This window comes from Sinomonas sp. R1AF57 (genome assembly GCF_002224485.1).
Classification (GTDB): Bacteria; Actinomycetota; Actinomycetes; order Actinomycetales; family Micrococcaceae; genus Sinomonas; species Sinomonas flava.
The window spans coordinates 3,096,229-3,117,895 of record NZ_CP022463.1; the positions used below are offsets into that span (position 1 = coordinate 3,096,229).

The window sequence follows — 21,667 nt, forward strand, 5'->3', positions numbered from 1 at the left end:
ACCCGCGTCAAGCCGACAATTCGCGGGATGGGCATTGTCATTGGTCCTCCACACTGTGGATAAGTCGGCCCCATGGACCCGCGGAAGTCCCGGCCGGGCGAGGATGCTCGCATGACAACGCGACTCACACTGCCCGAGCCGCTGAGGGGCCGGTCCTTCTCGCTCGAGGAAGCCCGTGCGCTCGGCGCGTCCGGCAGCCGCCTCCGCGCCTCCGACCTCGTCATCCCCACACGGGGAGTCCGCGTTCCTTGGGACGCCGCCCCCTCGCCCGAGGCCACCGTGCGGCCGCTCCTGGATGTCATTGCAGGAGGCGTCGCCAGCTTCACGACCGCAGCGCGCATCTGGCGCTTCCCCCTGCCGCTGGCCTTCCAGGACGACTTCGCCGTCCACGTGACGCGGCTCCCGGGGCGGTCCCGCACCGAACGACCCGGGGTCGTGTGCCATCGGATGAAGCTCGGCCCGGAGGACGTAGTGGACTTCCATGGCCTGGCCGTGACGTCTCCCCTGCGAACATGGCTCGACCTGTCCGGAGTCCTCTTCCGCGATGACCTCGTGGCGATCGGCGACCACCTCGTCTGCGCCCATCCACTGGACTTCCCGCGGCCCCGCGAGCCCCTCTTCTCCATCGAGGACATCACGGAGTTCCTTGACCGCAAGCACCGGGTCCGCGGGCTCCCGGCAGCGAGGGAAGCGCTGGCGCTGGTGAGGGTCGGCGCTGACTCTGTCCCCGAGACGAAGCTTCGCCTCGCCGTCATCGACGCCGGCCTGCCCGAGCCCTCTCTGAACCACGTGATCCGCAGACCCGACGGCCGCGCCGTCGCGTGGCCGGACCAGGCGTTCGTCGAGGAACGGGTCGCCCTCCAGTACGACGGCGGCCATCACCGGAGTGCCGACCAGCAGGCGAGCGACAACTGGCGCAACCGCGCCGTCACGGATGAGGACTGGGACAACGTCGTCGTCTCTGCCCGAGACGTGACGCAGCGCGGGTGGGACGGAGTGGCCCGGTTCATCGGGGAGCGCCTCCGCCTGGCCTCGACGAGGGCCCGGCGGAGCGGGGCGGCTCGGCCGAGGGCCGGAACTGCCCCGCAATTGTCGGCTTGACGTGGTTGGGCCGCCCTCGCACCCGCTGCAACCCGACAATTGCGGGGGTGATCCGCCGGGGGACGGGGCCGCCCCGGCGGCCTAGATGCTCGTGCGGTGGAAGTTGAGGTGGCTCCGGGACGCCGTCGGGCCGCGCTGGCCCTGGTACCGGTTGCCGTACTCGCCGGAGCCGTAGGGGTGCTCGGCGGCGGAGGAGAGCCGGAAGAAGCACAGCTGGCCGATCTTCATGCCCGGCCACAGCTTGATGGGCAGCGTCGCGACGTTGGAGAGCTCGAGGGTCACGTGGCCCGAGAAGCCCGGGTCGATGAAGCCGGCGGTGGAGTGGGTCAGCAGCCCGAGCCGGCCGAGGGAGGACTTCCCCTCGAGCCGCGCCGCGACGTCGTCGGGGAGGGTCACCGTCTCGTACGTCGAGCCGAGCACGAACTCGCCGGGGTGCAGGATGAACGGCTCGTCGCCCTCGACCTCGACGAGCCGGGTGAGCTCCGGCTGCTCCTGGGAAGGGTCGATGTGGGCGTACTTGTGGTTGTCGAAGAGCCGGAAGAACCGGTCGATCCGCACGTCCACGCTGGACGGCTGCACCATGGCGGGTTCGTACGGCGCGAGCTGGATTCGCTGGGCGTCGATTTCCGCGCGGATGTCGCGATCTGAAAGGAGCACGCCTCCCAAAGTACCGCAGGCCGGGGGTCTCCCCACTCGCCTAGCACAGCTGTGACAGGAGCGCGAGGATTGCCGCCTGCGACACGCGGGACTAGTGTTTCAATCGTGACGCAGGTGATCGGCCTCCCGGTCGGTCCGGGGAAAGGACGCTTGCGAATGCCACGATTCCTGACAGCCGTCACCGTGCTGGCCGCCGCGGCCCTCGCCGCCGCAGCGCCGGCCGCGTCCCCGCCGTCGTCCGTCGCCACAGCGCCGGCGGTCGCCGCCCAGCCTGCCGCCGCGCACGACGCCGCCGCCTCGCCGCCCGGGGCAGCGGACGCGGGCGGCGGGTCGAGAGCGGTGCAGCTGGCCGCCGCCGAGCAGGCCCCGCAGGCCGCTCCCCAGACGGCGCCGACGCCCCCGCCCGTGAAGTCGGTCGACGCCGCGCGAGGCCCGGCTGCCATGGACGCAGGGGTCACTGCCGTCTCCCCGTTGTCTGCGCCCATGGGTGACACGAGCAACCTGGTCCGGGACGACAACTCCGCCCAGGTCCGGGCGGTCTTCGACGCGATCAACGCCTACCGCGCGCAGAAGGGCCTGAATCCGGTCAAGTACCACCTCTCGGTGCAGGACCTCGCGCAGGAGTGGTCGGACAGCATCGCGAGCCGGGAGGTCATCGAGCACCGGGCGTCGTTCTGGACGGACCCGCGGGCGATGAACCCGAACAACGGCGCGGGCGAGGTCATCGCCGTGCGGTGGGACCGGGATGCGGCGCAGCTCGTCGAGTGGTGGAAGACGTCCCCCTCGCACAACGCGATCCTGACCGACCCGCGCCTGAACGTGATCGGCATCGGCATCACGTTCACGAACGGGACCTATCCCGCCACCCCCAACCGGTACGCGATGTGGGGCGTGGTGGACTTCTTCGGGTACACCTCGTTCCCCTCGGGAACGCTGAACGCGCCGAACGGCTCGAGTACCCCGGCGCCCGCGCCCTCGCCGAGCCCCAGTCCGACGCTCTCGGCAGGGGGCGTCGCGGTGGCCCAGGCGGACAAGGCCCTCTGCACGCCGCCGGCGCGCTTCATGCCGACCGCCCAGGACATGTCGAAGGCCGCGCTGACGAGCACCGAGGACCTCGTCGCAGTCACCTCGGACGGCACCCTGCGCGCCTACCCCGCGCGCAGCGGCGGCTACGGGGCGCCCACGGACCTCGGCACCGGCTATGCGAACGCGATCACGGTCAACGTCACGGACTGGGACCGCGACGGGCTCCTGGACCTGCTCGTGCAGTGGAAGGACGGCAGGCTCACGCTCCTGCGCGGCCTGGCCGGCGGCGGCTTCGCGGCGCCGGTGACGCTCGGTTCGTCCGGCTGGGAGACCATGACGATCAGCCTCGGCGAGTGGTGCGCGGACAACCGGCTCCCGCAAATCCTCGCGGCCGACGGCGCCGGGAACCTGTGGCTGTACCCGAACCGCGGGCTCGGCGACCTCGTGGACCGCGGCCGCCTCGCCACCTCGATGCCCGCCGGGCAGGGGAATGTCGTGGACTTCAGCGGCGACGGGTTCGAGGACCTCGTGGTGCGGCGTTCGGACGGCGCGCTTCTCCTGCACCGCTCGCTCGGGCAGCAGGGCCTCGTCGACGAGGCACGGGCCACGATCGGGACTGGGTGGTCCTCGATGGGCCCGATCCGGGTGCTGCGCGGGCTCGACGGGCTCAACACGGTCGGCGTCGCCTCGGTCCGCCCGGATGGCGCGCTCGTCTACTGGCCGGTGGCCGGCGGCGCCTTCGGGGCCTCGCGCGTGATCGGCGGCGGCTGGGCCGGGATCCGGCTCGCCCAGTAGCGGGCGTCGGGGCACGCCCGCTGCTCACAGCCGGCGCGTGCCGGCCTGCTTCAGCCGGCCGGCGCTCCCTCGAGGACGGCCTTGAGGCTGTCGAGCTCGTTGACCTCGGACTGCATGGTCTTGTGGATGAGGCCGCCCATGAGCTTCATGACTCCGGTGGGCTCGAAGGTGAGGCCGAAGCTCACGGTCGTGGCGCCGTCGTCCGCGGGGACCAGGAGGAAGACCCCCTGCGGGCGGGCTGGGCCGGCAACGACCCGGAACCGCAGCACCTCCCCCGGGCGGGCCTCGGTGATCTCGTAGTCGCCGTCGATCTCGCGGCCGCCGGGCCCCGCGAGGCGCTGCGCGTACACCGCACCCACCGTCCCCGGGTCCCCGGAGGTGTGGGAGACCGAGCGGACGCTGCGGCGCCAGCGGGCGTTGTTGAGCCCGTCCGCAAGGAAGGCGTAGACGTCTGCTGGGGACCGGCGGATCGTGACTGTGTGCTCGGCGGCGACCATGCGTGAACCCTAGGCGCCCCAGAGACCCCCGGCAAGGCCGACCGCCGAGGTCACCCCCACTGTCCTCGACGTCACCCCTACTGACGCCGACGTCACCCCCACCGACCCCGAGGTCACCCCTACCGACCCCGACATCACCCCGGGCGGCCAGCGGTCCGCCGCCGTCGGGCGTGCCGGAACGCGGCGGCCGCCGCGAGGGCCGCCGGCCAGGCGAGGTACCACCCGCACGAGGCGGCGAGCCCGGCGACGGCGACGAACCCGAGCCCCGCCATGACGCGCTCCCCTCGCGCCGGGAGGATGCGCGCCGCGGCCGCGAGACCGGCCGCGTAGACCGCGACGATTGCCGCCGTGACGAGCCGGACGAGTACCTCGGTCGTGTCCGGCCCCAGAGCCAGCACCCCCAGCCCGAGCGCGCTCAGTGCGGTCACGGCCGCGAGCGAGTGGCGCCCCCGGCCGAACCACCCCGGCAGCGACCCCGCCTCCCCCAGGGACCGCCCCAGCTCGGCCGCGCCAGTCGCGTAGCTCGTGAGCACGCCGAGCGTGAGCACGACGGCGAGCGCGGCCGTGAGTGCGGGGGCGACAGGGCCGAGCGCGAACGCGAGGAGCGACGCAAGGGGCGCGTCGCCGCCGGCCCCGTCGCCGAGCGCGAGGACGGAGACCACCGCGAGGGCAAGGTAGAGGCCGCCCACGAGCACGAGCGCCGACGCGGTCACCACCCCGAGGTCCCGCCGCGGGTCGCGGAACTGCGCCCCGAGGTAGCTCATCGCCTCCCAGCCCGCGAACGCCCACACGATCAGTGCGAGCGACTGGCCCACGCCGCCCCAGCCGACCGACGCCGCCGACGCCAGCCGGGACACGTCCGCGTGCGGCACGCCCGACCCGACAGCGACGAGGAGGACCGCGAGGATCGTGCCAGCAACGATGAGCTGCAGCGTCGATGAGCTCCTGACGCCCGCCCACACCCCTCCGAAGACGACGCCGGCAATCCCGGCCGCGACTGCCACAGCCACCCAGTGGGCAGCGCCGAGCGCATGCGCGGCGTACTGTCCCGCGAAGAGCGCCGAAGCCGGGATGCCCAGCGGGATCGTGAGGTAGAACCACCATCCGGATGCGGTCGCCCAGTACTCGCCGAACGCCCGGCGGACGTAGGTCGAGACGCCGCCGGCGTCGGGCAGCAGACGTCCCAGTGAGGCGAAGGTCCAGGCAATGGGGACCGACGCCGCGACGAGGGCTGCCCACGCAGCCAGGCTCGCCGGCCCCGCAGCGCGGTATGCCAGGGCCGGGAGCGCGATGACGCCCGTGCCGAGGACGGCCCCGAGGTAGTAGGCGAGCCCTCGGACTCGCCCGAGGGTTCCCGCGGCGCCTGCGCCTGCCCGGACTTCCACGTCTGAACTCATGCCCCCAACACTAGGAACCTGCCCCCGAACCGACGAGTGCGTTCCGTGCCGATGAGCGCTAGATTTGTGCCATGGATGCGACGAATGACGCTCCGGCCGCCCTCCCGGTCCCCCACCGCGTGGGACTGGTCCTCACGGACAACCTCCCCGTCTTCGAGCTCGCGATTCCGTGCGAGGTCTTCGGGATCTCCCGTCCCGACCTGCACGATCCGTGGTACGAGCTCACGATGGTGCGGGGCGAGGCAGGCGAGATCACGGCGGCGGGCGGCCTCACGCCGTCGTCCGCCGCGCCGCTCGCAGCGCTGCGCGAGATGGACACGATCATCGTCCCCGCGTGCGAGCGGAGCCTGCAGCTGGACCATGCCGCGCACGAGCCGCTCCTGGCGGAGCTGCGGGCCGCCGCGGCGAGGGGCACGCGGATCGCGTCGCTGTGCTCCGGTGCATACCTGCTCGCACAGGCAGGGCTGCTGGACGGCCGCGACGCCACGACACACTGGATGAACTGGGAGGACTTCGAGGCCTCTTTCCCGGCGGTCCGGTTGCGCAGGGACGTCCTGTTCACTTCCGGCCCCGGGGTCTACACGAGCGCCGGCACCGCTGCCGGGGTGGAGCTGTGCCTCGAGCTCGTGCGCGAGGACTTCGGCGAGGCGGTCGCAGCGAGCGTCGCGCGGCGGATGGTGGTGGCGGAGCGGCGCGGGGCGGCCCAGTCGGAGTACCTGGAATCGGTCGGGCAGCCGCTCCCGCCCGATCCGCTGCGGCACGCGATGGACTGGGCGCTGAAGAACCTCCGCGCCCCCATCGGCCCCGACGCGATGGCCCGCCGGGCCCGCATGAGCCGCCGCACCCTGTACCGGCGCTTCGAGGCCGTGGCCGGGACCTCGCCGACGCAGTGGCTGCTCGAGCGCCGGCTCGACGCCGCCCGCCGCCTCCTCGAGTCCACGGAGCTCCCCGTGGAGCGGATCGCCGAGCGCACCGGCATCGGCTCGGCGGCGAACCTGCGGTCCCACTTCGCGCAGGCGGTGGGCATGTCGCCGTCGGCCTACCGCAGCGCACGACGGCGCACGGCCATCTGAGCGCGCCGCTTCCCCGCGCGGTTCACGCGGACCGCGGTCGTCGCGCCGGTTGCGCAGACCACCCCCGGCGGTGTTGTAAGCTGGGGGAAGCCTCAGGGCAACGCGGCCGTAGCTCAATGGCAGAGCGCTCGCTTCCCAAGCCAGATACGCGGGTTCGATTCCCGTCGGCCGCTCCACGAACCCCCGGTCCCCGGACCGGGGGTTTTCTCGCCCCGCGCGCCCGCCCGGCTCGCCGGGCCAGCAGGCCGCCGCGCTAGACCCGGCGCCTGGCTGCGCTCCACAGGACCAGCCCGAGCACCCCCGCGGCGACGGCTGGCACACCTCCGGAGACGAGCATCGCGGCATGGGGGCCGACGTGCTCGGCGAGCCAGCCCAGGAGCGGGCCCCCGAGCGCCTGTCCACCGATGAGCACCATCGTGTACAGGCTCATGACCCGGCCACGGATCCCCACGTTGGAGCTGGTCTGGACGAGCTGGTTCGCGCTCGTGAGGAACAGGAGGGCGCAGAAGCCGGTGACGGCGACGAGCGCGCAGAAGACCGGGAGCGAGGGCGCCAGCGCGGCGAGCGCCAGCATCGACCCGTGCAGGCCCGCGCCGAGGACCACCGTGCGCAGGCTCAGCCGAACCCTCCGCGCCGAGGCGATCGCCCCGCTGAGCGCCCCGACGGCGACCATGGTGTTGAGGAGCCCGTACCCTGCCGCGCCCACGCCGAAGACGTGCTCGGCGTAGGCGGCGAGGAGCACCGGCAGGCTCATCGCGAACACGGCCACGACGCCCGCCAGGGCCCAGGGCCAGCGGATCGTCGGCTTGCGCCACGCGTAGGCGAACGCCTCCCGCAGCATGCCGGGCGACTTGGGCGTGGGCGGGGCGACGGTGAGCTCGTCGCGCCGGAGGGCACCGAGCGCGCACGCCGTGACGAGGCACGCGACGGCGTTCATCGCAAACGCCCACCCGCCGCCGACGGCGGTGAGGAGCCAGCCGGCCACCGCGGGTCCGATGAGGGCGCCGAGCTGGAAGGTCGTGGAGTTCACGCTGATCGCGTTGCGCAGGTAGGCGGGCCCGACGAGCTCGTTGACGAAGACCTGCCGCGCCGGCTGGTCCAGCACGGTGACCATCCCGAGCAGGAGCGCGATGCCGTACACGTGCCAGACGGCGAGCGCGCCGGTGAGCGCCAGGGCCGCGAGGGCAGCGGCGCACAGCGCGGAGGCCACGGCGCAGCCCTGGAGGAGGCGGCGCTTGGAGAAGCGGTCCGCCATGAGGCCGCCCCAGGGCCCGAGCAGGAGCACGGGCAGGAACTGGAGCGCAACGGTGACGCCGACGGCCGTCACCGACCCGGAGAGCTCGAGCACGATCCAGTCCTGGGCGATGCGCTGCATCCACAGCGCGACCACCGCGACGAAGTGCGCGGCGGCGAAGAGGCGGAAGTTCCGCACGGAGAGCGAGATGAAGGTGTGCCGCCATGGGAGCCGCTCGGGCACGACGGCGATCGGTCCGGTCGGCGGGACCGCGGCGGGGCGGCGGTGGGGCGTGGAGGCGGTGCAGTGGTTGTCCGACGTAGTTGAGGGCAGGGCTGAGCTGGGCGAGGTCACGGAGGAGTCCTGGTGTCGTTCGGGAGCGTAAGGCCTGGAAAGTCGACTGCCTCCACGCTAGGCAGGGCCCATTCAATTGCGGAAGATTATTCCTCCTCTAACTGCTATTGCGGTCCGCAATGCTTTCGGGGAGCATTCCCACCATGTTCGACCCGACCCAACTGCGCAGCTTCCTTGCCGTCGCGGAGAATCTGAGCTTCACGCTCGCGGCCGAGCGGCTGCGCCTGGCCCAGCCCACCGTGAGCCAGCATGTCGCCAAGCTCGAGAAGGCCGCCGGGCGCCTCCTCCTCGTCCGGGACACCCACGGGGTGCGGCTGACGGACAACGGCGACGCGATGGCCGGCTTCGCCCGGACGATCCTGGCCGCGCACGACGACGCCGTGCGCTACTTCCGCGGCGAGGCCATGCGCGGGCGCCTGCGCTTCGGCACGGCGGACGACCTGGCGATCACCGGCCTGCCCCGGATCCTGCGCGAGTTCCGGCGCGCTTACCCCCAGCTGAACCTCGAGCTGACGGTGAGCCAGAGCGACGACCTCCACCGCCGGCTCAAGGCTGGCCAGCTGGACCTCGTGTTCATCAAGTGGGTGGCCGGGGCCCAGGAGGGCACGGTGGTGCGGCAGGACACCTTCTCCTGGGTCGGGGTGGAGGAGACCGCGTTGGACCCGGGCGACCCGGTGCCGCTCGTCGCCTATCCCGCGCCGAGCCTGTCCCGCACGCTGGCGATCCAGGCGCTCGAGGCGAGCGGGCGGCGGTGGAAGGTCACCTGCAGCACCAAGCAGATCGCGGGCGTCCTCGCGGCGATCCGCGCAGGCCTGGGCGTGGCCGTCATGCCCACGACGCTCGTGCCGACGGACCTGAAGATCATCACCCACCGCTTCGACCTGCCCCCGGTGGGGGACGTCGACTTCACGCTCATCCGCAACCCCCTGGCGAACTCGGCGGCGGTGGATGCCCTCACGGAGGCGATCCTCGGACGCACGCTGGGGCGCACGTGAGGCGCACGCCACAGAGCCGGCGCGGCGGCCGGAGTAGAATTGGGCGCGATGAACCGCACAATGTTCAAGTCCAAGATCCACCGCGCCACGGTCACGCACGCTGACCTCCACTACGTCGGCTCGGTGACGATCGACCTTGACCTGCTCGAGGCCGCCGACATCCTGCCCGGCGAACTCGTCTCGATCGTCGACATCACCAACGGCGCCCGCCTCGAGACCTACACGATCGCGGGCGAGCGCGGCTCCGGCGTCATCGGCATCAACGGCGCCGCGGCCCACCTCATCCACGAGGGGGACCTGGTCATCCTCATCACGTACGCCTCGATGTCCGACGCCGAGGCGCGCGAGTTCGTCCCGACAGTGGTCCACGTCGACGCCGAGAACAAGATCGTCCAGCTCGGCACCGACCCGGCCGAGGGGAACGGGGCCGGCATGCTCCGTCCGCCCTTCGCCATCCAGGCGCACCTGAACTAGTCCCCGGCCGGGCACCGCGGGCAGGCGCTAGGCTGGGGTCATGCCCCCGAGAAACCGCTTCCCGTCCACGCGCGCACGGGGCCGCCGATGCTAGGCGTCCTCGAGGGCTTCGCCGTCGTCTGGGCCATCATCGGCGTGGGATGGTTCTGCGCCCGCCAAGGAATCCTGGGCGACGGCGCGCAGGCAGTGCTCAGCCGGCTCTCCTTCTTCGTGGCCAGCCCGGCGCTCCTGCTGGAGACCCTCGCGCGCTCCGACCTGCGGGCCGTCTTCTCCACCCACCTGCTCGTGATCGCTGTCAGCTCCACCGCAATCGGCCTCGTCTCGTTCGTGGTGTTCCGCTGGCTTCGCGGGCGCGGCACCCCCGAGGCCCTCATTGCCTCCATGAGCGCCTCCGTCGCGAACTCGGGGAACCTGGGCATCCCCATCTCGGTGTTCGTGCTCGGGGACGCGAGCTTCGTCGCGCCGCTGCTGATCTTCCAGCTGGCCCTCTTCACGCCGTCGTACCTGCTCCTCCTCGACGGCACGACGGCGACCGCGAAGCCGGGGCTGGCCCGCGCGGCGCAGTTCGTGCTCCCCATCGTGACGAACCCGAACATCATCGGCTCGCTGATCGGCCTCGTGCTCGCCGGAACGCGGTGGACGCCGCCGGAGCTCATCATGCAGCCGATCCACCTCATCGGCGGCGCGGCGATCCCGGCGATGCTCATGGCGTTCGGCATCTCCCTGCACGGCTCGCGGCCGCTGCGCGCGGACGACGGGCGGCGCCTCGACACGGCCCTCGCCTCGACGCTGAAGGTCGTGGTGCACCCGCTCATCGCCTTCGTGTTCGCCCGGTTCGCGCTGGGGCTCGGCGGGCACGAGCTCTTCGCCGCGGTCGTCACGGCCGCCCTGCCCACCGCGCAGAACGTCTATATCGCCGCCCAGCGCTACCGCCACGGGATCGTGGTCGCGAAGGACACGGTGCTGATCACGACCGTCGTCGCCGTCCCGGCGATGGCCGGCATGGCGGCGCTCCTCTCCTGACGAGGGTCATGTCCCTGCGTTGAGGAGTCATGTCCCAAGCAGGTTGGCCTCGAGGGTTCGTGCGATGAACTGCCCGAAGCGCTCCGGCGGCCACCCCCGCTTGAGGACAAGGGATTCGTAGAGTTCCGCAGTCGTGGACGCGAAGAACACATCTGCGACATCCGTCTCCGAGAGTCCGGGCCTGAGGAACCCACGCGCGAGGACCTGCCGGGCGTTGTGCAGCATGCGCCGGTACCGGGCGTCGTCGACGTCACCCAGCAGCGCCGCCATCTCGTCGTCCCCGCTCGCGGCTGCGTCGCGGATGAGAAGCTGGACCGGGGACCCGATGGGACTGATCTCGGCGACGAACCGCCCGAACTGCTCCATCAGTGCGTGCGGATCCGTCGCCTCCGCCTGGGCCGTGTCGGAGCGCTGTTCGGCGGGCACATCGCCGGAACCGAGGAGGCTCTGATCCCAGATTGCCCGGACCAGGCCCGGCTTCCCGCCGAAGTTCTTGTACACGAACTCCGCCGAGACGCCCGCTGCCCGCGCGATCTGCGCCACCGTCGTCGCGCCGAACCCCTGGGACAGCAGCAGCTCACGCGCCTGCGCGAGCACCTCGCGCCGCGACGCCTCCGCGCGCTGCCGTCGCCGGGACGCATCGTAGCCGCGGGGGCGGCCAGAGCCGTTGACCGCCTGTGGCATCGGACCTATACTCCAATCAATACAGTTGACTGTATTGAAATTGAGCGTACCAGCCTCCACTTCCCCAGCACCACAGGAGCACCTCATGGACGCCTCAGGAATCGACCTCCTCCCCGCCGGGCCCGTCCGCCGGGTCTTCGAGGCCATCAGCCGCCACGACCTCGACGGCATGGTCTCCTGCTTCGCCGAGGACTACCTCAACGAGACCCCGATCCACCCAGACCGCGGCTTCACCGGTCGCGACCAGGTCCGGAAGAATTGGTCCTCCATCCTCGCGGCCATCCCAGACGTCCAGCCCTTCGTCGTCCGCGCGACAACGGCGTCCGACGGCATGGTGTGGGTCGAGTGGGGGCAGCGCGGCACCCGACGGGACGGTGTGCCCGTCGATCTCGTCGGCGTCTCGGTCTTCACCCTCGAGAACGACCTCATCTCGGCCGTCCGCTTCTACCTCGAACCTGTCGAGCACGCATCGGGCGACGTCGACGCCGCCGTCCGCGACGCCACCGGCGTGGGGACGGGAGGCCGGCCATGATCCTCGTCGTCGGCGGCACCGGCCGCCTCGGCCGCGAACTCGTCGCCCAGCTGCTCCGCAGGGGCGAGCGCGTGCGCGTCATGGCGCGCGGCGCCTCCCAGCCGTTCCCAGCCCCCTCCCCCGGCACTCCGGCAGGACGCCGGGCGGACGACGGCGCCGAGTACGTCCGCGGGGACCTCGCCTCCGAATCCGACTGCCGCCGTGCGGTCGACGGATGCAGCCAAGTCGTCTTTGCCGCCTCGGGCTTCGGCATCCCCAAGGGCGCCGACGAGCGCAGCGTCGACCGCGACGGCGCGATCCGGCTTGTGCGCGCGGCGGCACAGGCCGGCGTCGGCCACCTCGTGATGATGTCGATGCACGGCGCTGCCGCGGATGCCCCCATCGAGTACCTGCGCTGCAAGGCGGCAGCCGAGGAGGCCACCCGCACCTCGGGCATGGCGTGGACCATCGTGCGCCTCGGAGCCATCCTCGAACAGCGCCTCGACATCATGCGCGAGGGTCTGGCGTCCAAGGGCAAGGTGCCCGTCTTCGGCTCGGGTGAGGCCCCGGTGACCTTCACGTCCGCGCACGACGCCGCGGCCGTCGTCATGCGCGCCCTGACCGACCCCGCCCTGAGGAACCGCGTGATCGAGTGGGGCTCCGCGACGCACACCGCCAACGAAGTTGCAGGGGCGATGATCGCGAAGGCGGCCCGGGGGTCGGTGCAGCGCGTGCCGACGCCGGTGCTCCGCGTCATGGCCGTGGCCGCGAAGCCGTTCTCGCCGTTCCTGGCCCGGGTGGCTGGGGCGGGCGTGTGGGAGGACTCGGGCGACGAGTCCTTCGATCCCGCCCCCGGCCGCGCCGAGTTCCCGGACCTTCCGCTCACCAGTCTGGAGGAGGCTCTCGCGGACATGATGCCCGCCGAGCAGCATGACGCGGGTCACTCGCCGCTAAGCTGAGCCGCATGGCTGAATCGAGCGCGGCGAAGACCAGCACGGCGAAGACGACCGACGAGAAGCTGTCCACCATCCAGAAGGGCTACGTCTTCGAGGGCGCGACGGTGGCCCTCGGCGCTGCGATCGTGGACGGCGAGGTCCGCCCGGAAGCGCAGGTGGGCCTTCCTCTGGCCATGATGAACCGGCACGGGCTCGTGGCCGGCGCGACCGGCACCGGCAAGACCGTCACCCTGCACATGATCGCCGAGCAGCTCTCCACGGCCGGCGTCCCGGTGTTCCTGGCGGACATGAAGGGCGACCTCACCGGCCTCGCGACCGGCGGGGAGGGCAGCGAGAAGCTCCTGGCCCGTGCCAAGGGACTCGGGCAGGACTGGAAGTCCTCGACGTTCCCCGTCGAGTTCCTCGCGCTCGGCGGCGAAGGCACCGGGGTGCCCGTGCGGGCGAGCATCACCTCGTTCGGGCCGATCCTGCTCTCGCGCGTCATGGAACTGAACGAGACGCAGGAATCCAGTCTGCAGCTCATCTTCCACTTCGCCGACAAGAACCAGCTCGAGCTGACGGACCTCAAGGACCTGAGGGCCGTCATCCAGTTCCTCACCTCGGCCGAGGGCAAGGACGAGCTCGAGAACCTCGGCGGGCTCTCCAAGGCCACGGCCGGGGTGATCCTCCGAGAGCTCGTCGGGCTCGAGGCCGCCGGGATGGAGAAGTTCTTCGGCGAGCCCGAGTTCGACACCTCGGAGCTCCTCCGGACCGCCCCCGACGGGCGCGGGGTCATCACCTGCCTCGAGCTCCCGGGGGTGGCCAGCAAGCCGCTCCTGTTCTCGACCTTCCTGATGTGGCTGCTCGCGGACCTCTTCGAGGACCTGCCCGAGGTGGGCGACGCAGACAAGCCCAAGCTCGTCTTCTTCCTCGACGAGGCGCACCTGCTGTTCAACAACGCGTCCAAGGCGTTCCTCGAGGCGATCACCCAGACGGTCCGGCTCATCCGCTCCAAGGGCGTGGGCATCTTCTTCGTGACCCAGACCCCCAAGGACGTCCCGGCCGACGTGCTCGGGCAGCTCGCGAACCGGGTCCAGCACGCCCTGCGCGCCTTCACGCCCGAGGACGCGAAGGCGCTCAAGGCCACCGTCTCCACGTTCCCGGTGAGCGACTACGACCTCGGGGAGGTCCTCACCTCCGCGGGGATCGGCGAGGCCGTCATCACCGTGATGAACGAGAAGGGCGCCCCGACCCCGGTGGCCCTCACGCGCCTGCGCGCCCCCGAGTCGAAGATGGGCCCCTCGGACCCCGCGCTCGTGGCGAGCACCGTCCAGGCCTCGCCGCTCCTCGCGCGGTACGGGACCGCCGTCGACAACGTGACCGCCTACGAGAAGCTCCAGCAGGCCGCGGAGCAGAAGCAGGCGGCTGAGCCGGCCGCGCAGACCGGCGCGCCCCTGCCGCCCCCGCCACCGCTCCCCTCGCCGAACCTCGAGCCCCCCGCCCCGCGGGACACGGACCGACGGTACGGCGAGGGGCACGACGGCGAGAGGCACGACGACGGCGGCGTCCTCGGCGACGTCGTGGGCAGCCTGGGCGGTGCGCTGGGCGGCGGGCTGAAGTCGATGGCCCGCTCCTTCGGGACCCAGCTGGGCCGCGAGCTCATGCGCGGGATGTTCGGCACGTCCTCCCGCCGGCGGCGCAGCTAGCCGTCCCCGCCCTGGGTGTGGGGCCGCCCTGGGCGCGGCCCCGCCCCCGCGTTCGTCGGCCCCGCCCGCGTTGGTAGGCTGGGGCGAGTGCAGAAGAGTCCCGCCCTCCTCAGGGTCGCCGCCGCATGGCTGCTGGCCCTCGTGGTGGCGATTGTGGGCTCGGTCGTCGCCGTGCGGACGGTGAAGTCCACGGTCTCCGGGCCCGAGCAGCCCGTGCGCAGCTACATCGCCGCCCTCCAGGCCGGCGACGGCGCCCGCGCCCTGGGCGTCCTCCGCGCCCAGGTCCCGCCCGGCAGCCCGGCCCTCCTCGACGGGACGCCGCTGCGCGACTCGATGAGCCGGGTGCAGGACCTCGCGTTCGAGACCACCGAGTCCGACGACGACCACGCCTCCGTGACCGTCCACTACACCGTGGACGGCGGCCGGCACGACAGCACTTTCCGCCTCGAGCGGACGGGCACCGACTGGCTGTTCTTCCCCCGCTGGCAGATGGTCCGCGGCACGCTCCCCACGCTCCAGGCGACCGTGGTGAACTCCGCGCGGGCCACCGTGAACGGCGTGGCCGTGAACATGCCCGGCGGAGCCAACGCGTTTCCCGTCTTCTACCCCGGCTCGTACGTGGGCTCGCTCCAGGGCGAGCAGTTCGCCGCCGAGCCGAGCGCCGTCGTCGTGAGCGGCACGAGCGGGACGCCGGCCATGAGCCTCGCGACCAAGGCGACGCCGCAGCTCGTCGAGTCAATCGAGACCAAGGTGCGCGGCTACCTGGACGAGTGCGCCCGGACGGCCACGCAGCAGCAGCGGCTCCAGCCGGACTGCCCCTTCGCCCTGGCCACGAACAGCCGCATCCAGGACGGAACCATCCAGTGGAGCGTCGAGACGTACCCGAAGGTGTCCGTCGAGCCGTTCGAGGGCCACTGGGTCGTGGCCCCTCTGACCGGCACGGCGCGGCTCAAGGCCACCCAGATCAACCTCTTCACGGGCGCGCGCCAGCCCCTCGACGAGGAGCTCGGCTACGAGTTCTCGGCCCGCCTCGACGTCACCGACACGGCCATCACGGTCACGCCCCAGTTCAAGTAGGCCAATCACGCAGCCGCCCCTCCGGGGGTCACCTCCTGAGAGTCACCTCCTAGAGGTCACCTCCTGAGAGTCACCTCCCGGAGGTCACCTCCCGCGTCAGTCCATGCCGCGGAGGTCCAGCGTGAGCGCCGAGTCCGCCCCGTCCCGGAGCACCACCGGGATGCCCCAGTCCTGCTGGTACAGGTGGCAGGCGGCGTGGTCAGGGATCTCCTCGCCGGGCGCGCCGTCGCAGGCAGCGGCACGGGCGGTGATGTGCAGGACGCCCTCGGCGATCCCGGGGTTGAGCTCAAGCGTGCGCGCGAGGCCCTGCGACGTCCCCGTGCCGCCGAGCAGCAGCTCGGGCGGGGTCGAGGACACCTTCAGCTGGGTCGGGTCGCCCCACCGGTCGTCGAGCTTCTGCCCGGTCGGAGCGGCGAAACGCACCTTCAGGTCGAGTGGGCCGGCGGCGACGGCGGTGCGGGGACGCTGCGTCTGGCGTTCGCCCTCGTCGACCTGCTGCGCTTCCTTCGGAAGCGGCACGAGGACCAGCTCGTGCCGGTTCGTCTCGGTCACCAGCAGCAGCGGCTCGCCCTCCTCGGGCACGACGACGACCACGTCCGCGGGCTCCGCGAGTCCCCTCGCGAGCGTGGAGACGGCGCCGGTCGCGGGCTCGTACCGGCGCACGGCGCCGTTGTACGTGTCCGCGATGGCGACCGAGCCGTCGGGAAGGACCGTCACGCCGAGCGGGTGCTGGAGGCGGGCGGTGTCCGAGTCGCCGTCGCGGAAGCCGAAGTCGAAGAGCCCCTTGCCCACGGCCGTCTCGACGACGACGTCCCCGTTCCGCCCGGAATCGCCGAGGCGCAGGCGACGCAGGGCGGACGTCTCGGAGTCGGCGACCCAGAGGTCCCCGGAAGGGTCGACGGCGAGCCCGGACGGCTGCGCGAACCAGGACTGCGGCCCGGACCCGTCGAGGAGTCCTTCGAGGCCCGAGCCGGCGAGAATCGTGACCTCGTTGGTGAGGGGGTCGAACGTGAAGATCTGGTGCGTGCCGGCCATCGCCACGACCGCCTTGCCGAGCTTCTCGCTCCACACGACGTCCCAGGGCGAGGAGAGCGAGACACCGGTGCCGTGCCCGAGGTAGCCGATGTCCTCGGCGTCGCCGGCGTACACGTCGTGGGGTGCCCCGGAACCGTCCGACGGCGAGCCGGCCGCGGCGGTGGCGGCAGCGCCGGCGTCGTCCTTCCCGGCCTTGGCCCACGTGCCCGCGCCGTCGCCGTCCACCCGGGCAGGGCCCGCGTCGAGGAGCCGCTGGACGCCGTTCCCAGCGAGGGTCTGCACGTAGCCGGAGCTGAGGGTGACGCCGCGGAGACGGTGGTTGACCGTGTCCGCGACGATGGCCTCGTAGCCGGTCTGCCACGCGACCGATGCCGGCAGGACGGCGATGCCCTGCGGCTCGTTGAACTGGGCGACCTCGGCCTGGCCGTCGAGGTGCCCCTTCGTGCCGGAGCCGATGACCCGCTCGACCGTGGTGAGGTCCGGGCGCAGCTCGACGAGGCGGTGGTGGCCGGTGTCGGCGACGAGGTAGTTGCCGTTGGGCAGCGGCACTGCCTGCCCGGGGAAGCGGAGGGTGCCCGCGGTGGGCTCGGGCGCGACGTACGGGCCGTCGCCGCGGTGGAGCGTGCCCTTGGCCGCGTGCTCGGCCACGAGCTCCTCTACCAGCACGCCGAGGCCGCCGCCGTGGCCCTCCCCGGACAGGTGCGCGACGATGTAGCCTTCGGGGTCGACGACGACGAGGGTCGGCCACGCGCGCGCCGTGTATGCCTGCCAGGTGAGCAGCTCAGGGTCGTCGAGGACCGGGTGGTGGATCTCGTAGCGCTCCACCGCGGCCGCGAGCGCCGCCGGGTCCGCTTCGTGCTCGAACTTGGGCGAGTGCACGCCGACGGTGACCAGGACGTCGCTGTACTTCTCCTCGAGCGGGCGCAGCTCGTCGAGGACGTGGAGGCAGTTGATGCAGCAGAAGGTCCAGAAGTCGAGGAGGACGATCTTGCCCCGCAGCGCCGCGAGGTCCAGCTCCTTGCCGCCCGTGTTGAGCCAGGCCCGGCCGCCGAGCTCGCTCGCGCGGACGCGACGGGCGGTGCGCACGGAGTCAGCGCGCAGGGCTCCGGCGCTGCGCTGGTCCTCAGTGGATTCTGCGGTCACGGGCACTCCTCATGCATGGTCGAGCGGGGCTTTAAGGGGCAACCCCATTATCCCGGGCTTTCTTCCCCACGTTACGCCGCGCGTCGCCGCACCCACACGCCGAGGTCACCCCGTGTGCGCGCGATGTCACCCCACCGACGCCGAGGTCACCCCGTGTGCGCGCGAAGTCACCCCCACCGACGCCGATCCGGCACCGCACCGGTGACCTCGGCACCACACGGGGTGACCTCGGCACCACACGGGGTGACCTCGGCGGGGAGGGCGCCTACTGCCCCCGGGAGCGGTCGCGCTCGTTGAGGCGAGAGAACATCGCGTTGTACGCCTCGAGCTCGGCCTCGTGGTCGCGGTCCGCGGCGCGGTCCCGGCGTCGCGTCTCCCGGGCGTCCGAGGTGGACCACATGACCGCCACCCCGATGGCCACGAAGAGAGTCGGGATCTCGCCGATGCCCCAGGCCACGGCGCCGCCGGCCTGCTGGTCGGCGATCGCGGAGGGCCCCCACGTCCGCCCCAGATTGCCGAAGTACCCGGGCTCGAGCAGGATGTCGGAGCCCATGATGGCCACGCCGAAGAAGGCGTGGAACGCCATGGTCGCAAACAGGAGCAGAAGCCGCAGCGGGTACGGGGCACGGCGCGGGAGCGGATCAGAGCCGATCATCGTCAGCACGAAGATGTACCCCGTGAGCGTGAAGTGCAGGTTCATGAGCTCGTGGCCCACGTGGTCGCGCATGGCGTACCCGAAGATGTCCGAGTAGTAGAACAGGATGATCGACCCGGCGAAGTTCGCGGCGGCGAAGAGCGGGTGCGTCACGAGCTGCGACCACTTGGAGTGCACGAACACGAGGATCCACTCGCGCAGCCCCCGGCTGCCGTCGCCGCGGGGCGTGAGCGCCTTGAGGGCGAGCGTGATCGGGGACCCGAGCACGAGGAAGATCGGTGCGACCATCGTGAGCATCATGTGGTCCACCATGTGCGCGGAGAACAGGACGCGCCCGTACACGGCCGGCGGCCCGCTCGTGATGTAGGTGAGCGCGGCAAGTCCCACGAACCACGTCAGCGCCCTCGCCCAAGGCCACGAGTCGCCGCGCCGCACCACCTTGACGATCCCGAGCGCGTACGTGACGGCGCCGAACAGTGCCACGGCGACCCAGAGCCAGTCGGCGCGCCACTCGGTCAGCCAGCGTGCAGGGGTGAGCTCGGGCGGGAGCTCGTAGCCGGTGAGGATGAAGGCCGGCGAGGCGTCCGGGGCGTAGGTCGTCGGTTCGGGCGGCGCGGAGCGCGACAGTGCGACCGCGACCCCGGACACCGCGCCCATCACGACGAGCTCGACGCCGATGAGCTGCCACAGCACCCGGCGCGCCGACGCCCCGCGGCCCAGCTGCGGGATGACCCACTGGCGGTGCATGAAGCCGATCCCGCCGAGCACGAGGGCGAGGGCCGTCTTGACGAGGATCAGCTGCCCGTACGCGGACCCGACGAGGTCGCCGAGGTTCGGGAGCCGGATCAGGGCGTTGATGACGCCGGACGCCACGACGAGCAGGAATGCGAACAGCGCGAGCGCGGAGAACCGCCGCAGCGCGGCCTCGGTCGCGTCGGCAGCACGCACGACGGCGCGTCCCCCACTCCCGTCGGCCGCGGAACCCGGGCGGTCCGCACCGCCGGCGAGGGTCCGTCCGAGCAGGGCCAGGACGCCGACGCCGCCGAGCCAGAGCGAGGCTCCGACGAGGTGCAGGCCGAGGGAGTTGATGGCACCCTCGTGGTCGCCGGCGCTGGCGGAGTGCCCGATCAGCGCGAGCGGGACGAGGCCCCCGAGAGCGAGGAGCCCGGTGAGGGCAAGGCCCGTGAGCGATCGGACCGCGAACAGGAGGGTCGCCACGACTGCCGCGATGATCACCATGCTGAGCCAGGCGCGCCCGACGTCCAGGTCGGTCATGAAGAAGACCAGCTGCTTGGTGTAGTCCGCGCTGCCGGAGAGGGGCTGCCCCACGAGGTCCGAGTGGGTCAGGACGAGGACGGCGATCGCGCTGATCGTCCACGCGATGGCGCCCGCGGTGGCAATGCGCAGGGACCGCGTGAAGGCGGGGTGCTCATCGGCGTCGTCGTGCCCGTGGTCGGTACGCCGTCGCGAGGGGTACCGGGGCAGGACGCCCACGGCGAAGGTGATCCCTCCGATCACCAGCGCGAGGGAGACGTTGAGCACCGCCTTCGCGACAGGGAGGCCCCACCGGACGAGGGCACCCGGGTCGAGCACCTGCCGCGGGCCGGCCGCCCCGGAGAACAGGAGCCCTGCAGCGAGCGCCGCCAGCACCGCGACGCCTGCTCCGATCGCCCAGCCGCGCACGGGTCCGCCCGTGGCGGTGTCGTGGGCGGGCGGACGGACGGGAAGAGCAGAACGAGGCACCTGTCCATTCTCCCCCACCGGCCCGGGACGGATCTCCACCACCGGGTGGGGGCCTTAACGCCCTCAGGGGGCAGCGGTGCCTCCCGCCGCCCCCTGAGAAGGGAAAAGCCTTACTTGCCGGACGCTGCGGCCTTGAGCTTCGAGCCCGCGGTGAGCTTGACGCTGTAGCCGGCCGGGATCTCGATGGCGGCGCCGGTCTGGGGGTTGCGGCCGGTGCGGGCGGCACGCTCGGTGCGCTCGACGGCGAGCCAGCCCGGGATGCTGACCTTCTCACCGTTCGCGACGGAGGTCTCGAAGACCTCGAACAGTGCGTCGAGCACACCATTGACGGCGGTCTGGCTCAGGCTGGTCTTGCCGGCAACCTCTGCAACCAGCTCGCTGCGGTTCTTAGCCATGTGTCCTCCTGGACGTGTGGATTGTTCATGCCAGTCCCCGCGCGGCTTTCGCCCGGGGCCTGCTGTTACCGCAACTTACCAGTTGGGAGGCGCGACGCCAGCAGAAACCCGCGTGTTTCCGCGGTTTTCCGGGCTTTTTCCCTTCTGAAGGCAGCCCAGCGCCCCTTAACCGAGTGCCGAAGTCCCATATCCGGACCAGGTCGGCGGGGGAAAGTACCGTGGGAGGGTGACCGATTCCACGCCGCTGAACGCCGGGCAGATCGCCCTACTCGAGGCGTGGTTCGGGGCCTGGGAGGTGCTCGAGGACCTCTCGTGGGGGGTCCAGGGCATCCACGTCCTGCGGGTGCGGACGGCGCGCGGGACCGCCGTCGTGAAGGCGTCCGAGACGGGCCACCACATCCAGCGTGAGGTGCGGGCCCATCGCCGGATGACGGTGCCGCTCGCCTCGCTCGACCCGCCGCGGGCGTCCCGGCTCCTCCACGCCGACACCCGCGCGGGCGTCCTCGTCACGACGTGGCTGCCCGGCCGCCTCCTCGAAGGGAGCGCCCACGAGCGGTCCGAGGAGGCGTTCCGCCAGGCCGGCCAGCTCCTCTCGCTCGTCCACGTGCCCGGTGAGAAGACGGCCAGCTATGACCCCGCGGCGCTGAACAAGGTCGGCGACTTCCTCGGCCGCGCCAGGGGCCTGGCCCCCGCAGCCCACCTGCGCGCCGTCGAGCGCGCGGCACAGGCGCACAGGCCGGAGCCGCGGCTCCTGTATGCGACCCACGGCGACTACACACCGCGCAACTGGCTCGTCGACGGCGATCCGTCCGCCGGCGGGAGCGTGTCCGTCATCGACTGGGGCCGCGCCGGGTACCGGCCGTGGGTCACCGACCTCGTCCGGCTCGAACACCAGTGGTTCGAGCCGGACCGGCGGGGGACGCCCGACGCCGCACGGCTGCGGGCGGCGTTCTACGCCGGCTACGGCCGCGACCCGGCCCGGGAGGCGGGCTCATGGCGCCTCGACAACATCCTGCAGTCTCTGGGGACGATCGTGTGGGCCCACGACGTCGGCGACCCCGCGTTCGAGGAGGAGGGCCGGCGCATGCTGGCCCGTGTGGTGGACTGGCTCGCCTGAGCCTGCTGTCCCGGGTCCAGCGCACCGGCCCTCGCCCCAC

The 21,667-nt window shown here is 72.0% G+C and carries 19 protein-coding genes and 1 tRNA gene; 12 read left to right on the forward strand and 8 right to left on the reverse strand.

Going from position 1 to position 21,667, the window contains the following annotated elements:
* Window positions 1–111 precede the first annotated feature (111 nt).
* On the forward strand, window positions 112–1,101 hold the full coding sequence (locus CGQ25_RS14225) for a hypothetical protein (protein WP_208710517.1): 990 nt from the start codon (window positions 112–114) through the stop codon (window positions 1,099–1,101).
* An 81-nt stretch (window positions 1,102–1,182) separates the two neighbouring features.
* On the opposite strand, the gene dcd is transcribed toward CGQ25_RS14225, so the two are convergent.
* Window positions 1,183–1,758: a dCTP deaminase gene (dcd, locus tag CGQ25_RS14230; protein WP_208710518.1), complete on the reverse strand. Its 576-nt coding sequence runs from the start codon at window positions 1,756–1,758 to the stop codon at window positions 1,183–1,185.
* A gap of 156 nt (window positions 1,759–1,914) precedes the next feature.
* Between dcd and CGQ25_RS14235 the strand changes: the two genes are divergently transcribed.
* Window positions 1,915–3,579 carry a CAP domain-containing protein gene (locus CGQ25_RS14235; RefSeq protein ID WP_255405342.1) on the forward strand — a complete coding sequence of 555 codons (1,665 nt, stop codon included), beginning with the start codon at window positions 1,915–1,917 and terminating at the stop codon, window positions 3,577–3,579.
* Window positions 3,580–3,629: 50 nt separating this feature from the next.
* On the opposite strand, the gene CGQ25_RS14240 is transcribed toward CGQ25_RS14235, so the two are convergent.
* Both CGQ25_RS14240 and CGQ25_RS14245 read right to left on the reverse strand, forming a co-directional pair.
* Window positions 3,630–4,076, reverse strand: coding sequence for an SRPBCC family protein (locus CGQ25_RS14240; protein ID WP_208710519.1), 447 nt, complete (start codon window positions 4,074–4,076; stop codon window positions 3,630–3,632).
* 134 nt (window positions 4,077–4,210) lie between these two features.
* Window positions 4,211–5,473 carry an APC family permease gene (locus CGQ25_RS14245; RefSeq protein WP_208710520.1) on the reverse strand — a complete coding sequence of 421 codons (1,263 nt, stop codon included), beginning with the start codon at window positions 5,471–5,473 and terminating at the stop codon, window positions 4,211–4,213.
* A gap of 71 nt (window positions 5,474–5,544) precedes the next feature.
* On the opposite strand from CGQ25_RS14245, the gene CGQ25_RS14250 reads away from it, so the two are divergent.
* Window positions 5,545–6,546 (forward strand): GlxA family transcriptional regulator, encoded by a 1,002-nt coding sequence (locus CGQ25_RS14250; RefSeq protein ID WP_208710521.1) that lies wholly within the window; start codon window positions 5,545–5,547, stop codon window positions 6,544–6,546.
* Between the two features lie 102 nt (window positions 6,547–6,648).
* Window positions 6,649–6,722 (forward strand) — tRNA-Gly (locus CGQ25_RS14255).
* Between the two features lie 77 nt (window positions 6,723–6,799).
* On the opposite strand, the gene CGQ25_RS14260 is transcribed toward CGQ25_RS14255, so the two are convergent.
* Window positions 6,800–8,023, reverse strand: coding sequence for an MFS transporter (locus CGQ25_RS14260; protein WP_255405797.1), 1,224 nt, complete (start codon window positions 8,021–8,023; stop codon window positions 6,800–6,802).
* 254 nt (window positions 8,024–8,277) lie between these two features.
* On the opposite strand from CGQ25_RS14260, the gene CGQ25_RS14265 reads away from it, so the two are divergent.
* The 3 genes from CGQ25_RS14265 to CGQ25_RS14275 all read left to right on the forward strand — a co-directional run bounded on the left by CGQ25_RS14265 (window position 8,278) and on the right by CGQ25_RS14275 (window position 10,626).
* On the forward strand, window positions 8,278–9,129 hold the full coding sequence (locus tag CGQ25_RS14265; protein ID WP_208710522.1) for a LysR substrate-binding domain-containing protein: 852 nt from the start codon (window positions 8,278–8,280) through the stop codon (window positions 9,127–9,129).
* Window positions 9,130–9,177: 48 nt separating this feature from the next.
* On the forward strand, window positions 9,178–9,603 hold the full coding sequence (gene panD / locus CGQ25_RS14270; RefSeq protein WP_208710523.1) for an aspartate 1-decarboxylase: 426 nt from the start codon (window positions 9,178–9,180) through the stop codon (window positions 9,601–9,603).
* Window positions 9,604–9,690: 87 nt separating this feature from the next.
* On the forward strand, window positions 9,691–10,626 hold the full coding sequence (locus CGQ25_RS14275) for an AEC family transporter (RefSeq protein ID WP_208710524.1): 936 nt from the start codon (window positions 9,691–9,693) through the stop codon (window positions 10,624–10,626).
* 27 nt (window positions 10,627–10,653) lie between these two features.
* Here the strand turns inward: CGQ25_RS14275 and CGQ25_RS14280 are convergent, their stop codons facing one another.
* The gene (locus tag CGQ25_RS14280) at window positions 10,654–11,310 is read right to left on the reverse strand and encodes a TetR/AcrR family transcriptional regulator (RefSeq protein ID WP_208710525.1); all 657 of its coding nucleotides are present in this window, start codon (window positions 11,308–11,310) and stop codon (window positions 10,654–10,656) included.
* 85 nt (window positions 11,311–11,395) lie between these two features.
* On the opposite strand from CGQ25_RS14280, the gene CGQ25_RS14285 reads away from it, so the two are divergent.
* The 4 genes from CGQ25_RS14285 (at window position 11,396) to CGQ25_RS14300 (ending at window position 15,539) form a co-directional block, all read left to right on the forward strand.
* Window positions 11,396–11,842 (forward strand): nuclear transport factor 2 family protein, encoded by a 447-nt coding sequence (locus CGQ25_RS14285; RefSeq protein WP_208710526.1) that lies wholly within the window; start codon window positions 11,396–11,398, stop codon window positions 11,840–11,842.
* Window positions 11,839–12,780, forward strand: a complete 942-nt coding sequence (locus tag CGQ25_RS14290) for an SDR family oxidoreductase (protein ID WP_208710527.1) — start codon at window positions 11,839–11,841, stop codon at window positions 12,778–12,780. Before CGQ25_RS14285 ends, CGQ25_RS14290 begins: the two co-directional genes overlap by 4 nt.
* A gap of 5 nt (window positions 12,781–12,785) precedes the next feature.
* Window positions 12,786–14,462 carry a helicase HerA-like domain-containing protein gene (locus CGQ25_RS14295; protein WP_208710528.1) on the forward strand — a complete coding sequence of 559 codons (1,677 nt, stop codon included), beginning with the start codon at window positions 12,786–12,788 and terminating at the stop codon, window positions 14,460–14,462.
* An 87-nt stretch (window positions 14,463–14,549) separates the two neighbouring features.
* Window positions 14,550–15,539 carry a hypothetical protein gene (locus CGQ25_RS14300; RefSeq protein WP_208710529.1) on the forward strand — a complete coding sequence of 330 codons (990 nt, stop codon included), beginning with the start codon at window positions 14,550–14,552 and terminating at the stop codon, window positions 15,537–15,539.
* A gap of 96 nt (window positions 15,540–15,635) precedes the next feature.
* Here CGQ25_RS14300 and CGQ25_RS14305 read toward each other — a convergent pair whose 3' ends face one another.
* The 3 genes from CGQ25_RS14305 to CGQ25_RS14315 all read right to left on the reverse strand — a co-directional run bounded on the left by CGQ25_RS14305 (window position 15,636) and on the right by CGQ25_RS14315 (window position 20,510).
* The gene (locus CGQ25_RS14305; protein ID WP_255405343.1) at window positions 15,636–17,717 is read right to left on the reverse strand and encodes an NHL domain-containing thioredoxin family protein; all 2,082 of its coding nucleotides are present in this window, start codon (window positions 17,715–17,717) and stop codon (window positions 15,636–15,638) included.
* Window positions 17,718–17,982: 265 nt separating this feature from the next.
* Window positions 17,983–20,115: a cytochrome c oxidase assembly protein gene (locus tag CGQ25_RS14310; RefSeq protein ID WP_208710530.1), complete on the reverse strand. Its 2,133-nt coding sequence runs from the start codon at window positions 20,113–20,115 to the stop codon at window positions 17,983–17,985.
* A 110-nt stretch (window positions 20,116–20,225) separates the two neighbouring features.
* Complete coding sequence (locus CGQ25_RS14315; protein ID WP_208710531.1) at window positions 20,226–20,510, reverse strand: HU family DNA-binding protein; 285 nt, start codon at window positions 20,508–20,510, stop codon at window positions 20,226–20,228.
* Between the two features lie 226 nt (window positions 20,511–20,736).
* On the opposite strand from CGQ25_RS14315, the gene CGQ25_RS14320 reads away from it, so the two are divergent.
* Window positions 20,737–21,627, forward strand: coding sequence for an aminoglycoside phosphotransferase family protein (locus CGQ25_RS14320; protein WP_208710532.1), 891 nt, complete (start codon window positions 20,737–20,739; stop codon window positions 21,625–21,627).
* The last annotated feature ends 40 nt before the right edge of the window (window positions 21,628–21,667 follow it).

What these genes read in the sequence shown, in the direction of transcription:
- CGQ25_RS14225 (WP_208710517.1), top strand. Translation starts at nt 112, where the DNA reads ATGACAACGCGACTCACACTGCCCGAGCCGCTGAGGGGCCGGTCCTTC.
- CGQ25_RS14275 (WP_208710524.1), top strand. Translation starts at nt 9,691, where the DNA reads ATGCTAGGCGTCCTCGAGGGCTTCGCCGTCGTCTGGGCCATCATCGGC.
- CGQ25_RS14265 (WP_208710522.1), top strand. Translation starts at nt 8,278, where the DNA reads ATGTTCGACCCGACCCAACTGCGCAGCTTCCTTGCCGTCGCGGAGAAT.
- CGQ25_RS14290 (WP_208710527.1), top strand. Translation starts at nt 11,839, where the DNA reads ATGATCCTCGTCGTCGGCGGCACCGGCCGCCTCGGCCGCGAACTCGTC.
- CGQ25_RS14280 (WP_208710525.1), bottom strand. Translation starts at nt 11,310, where the DNA reads ATGCCACAGGCGGTCAACGGCTCTGGCCGCCCCCGCGGCTACGATGCG.
- panD (WP_208710523.1), top strand. Translation starts at nt 9,178, where the DNA reads ATGAACCGCACAATGTTCAAGTCCAAGATCCACCGCGCCACGGTCACG.
- CGQ25_RS14250 (WP_208710521.1), top strand. Translation starts at nt 5,545, where the DNA reads ATGGATGCGACGAATGACGCTCCGGCCGCCCTCCCGGTCCCCCACCGC.
- CGQ25_RS14285 (WP_208710526.1), top strand. Translation starts at nt 11,396, where the DNA reads ATGGACGCCTCAGGAATCGACCTCCTCCCCGCCGGGCCCGTCCGCCGG.
- CGQ25_RS14235 (WP_255405342.1), top strand. Translation starts at nt 1,915, where the DNA reads ATGCCACGATTCCTGACAGCCGTCACCGTGCTGGCCGCCGCGGCCCTC.
- CGQ25_RS14245 (WP_208710520.1), bottom strand. Translation starts at nt 5,473, where the DNA reads ATGAGTTCAGACGTGGAAGTCCGGGCAGGCGCAGGCGCCGCGGGAACC.
- CGQ25_RS14240 (WP_208710519.1), bottom strand. Translation starts at nt 4,076, where the DNA reads ATGGTCGCCGCCGAGCACACAGTCACGATCCGCCGGTCCCCAGCAGAC.
- CGQ25_RS14295 (WP_208710528.1), top strand. Translation starts at nt 12,786, where the DNA reads ATGGCTGAATCGAGCGCGGCGAAGACCAGCACGGCGAAGACGACCGAC.
- CGQ25_RS14315 (WP_208710531.1), bottom strand. Translation starts at nt 20,510, where the DNA reads ATGGCTAAGAACCGCAGCGAGCTGGTTGCAGAGGTTGCCGGCAAGACC.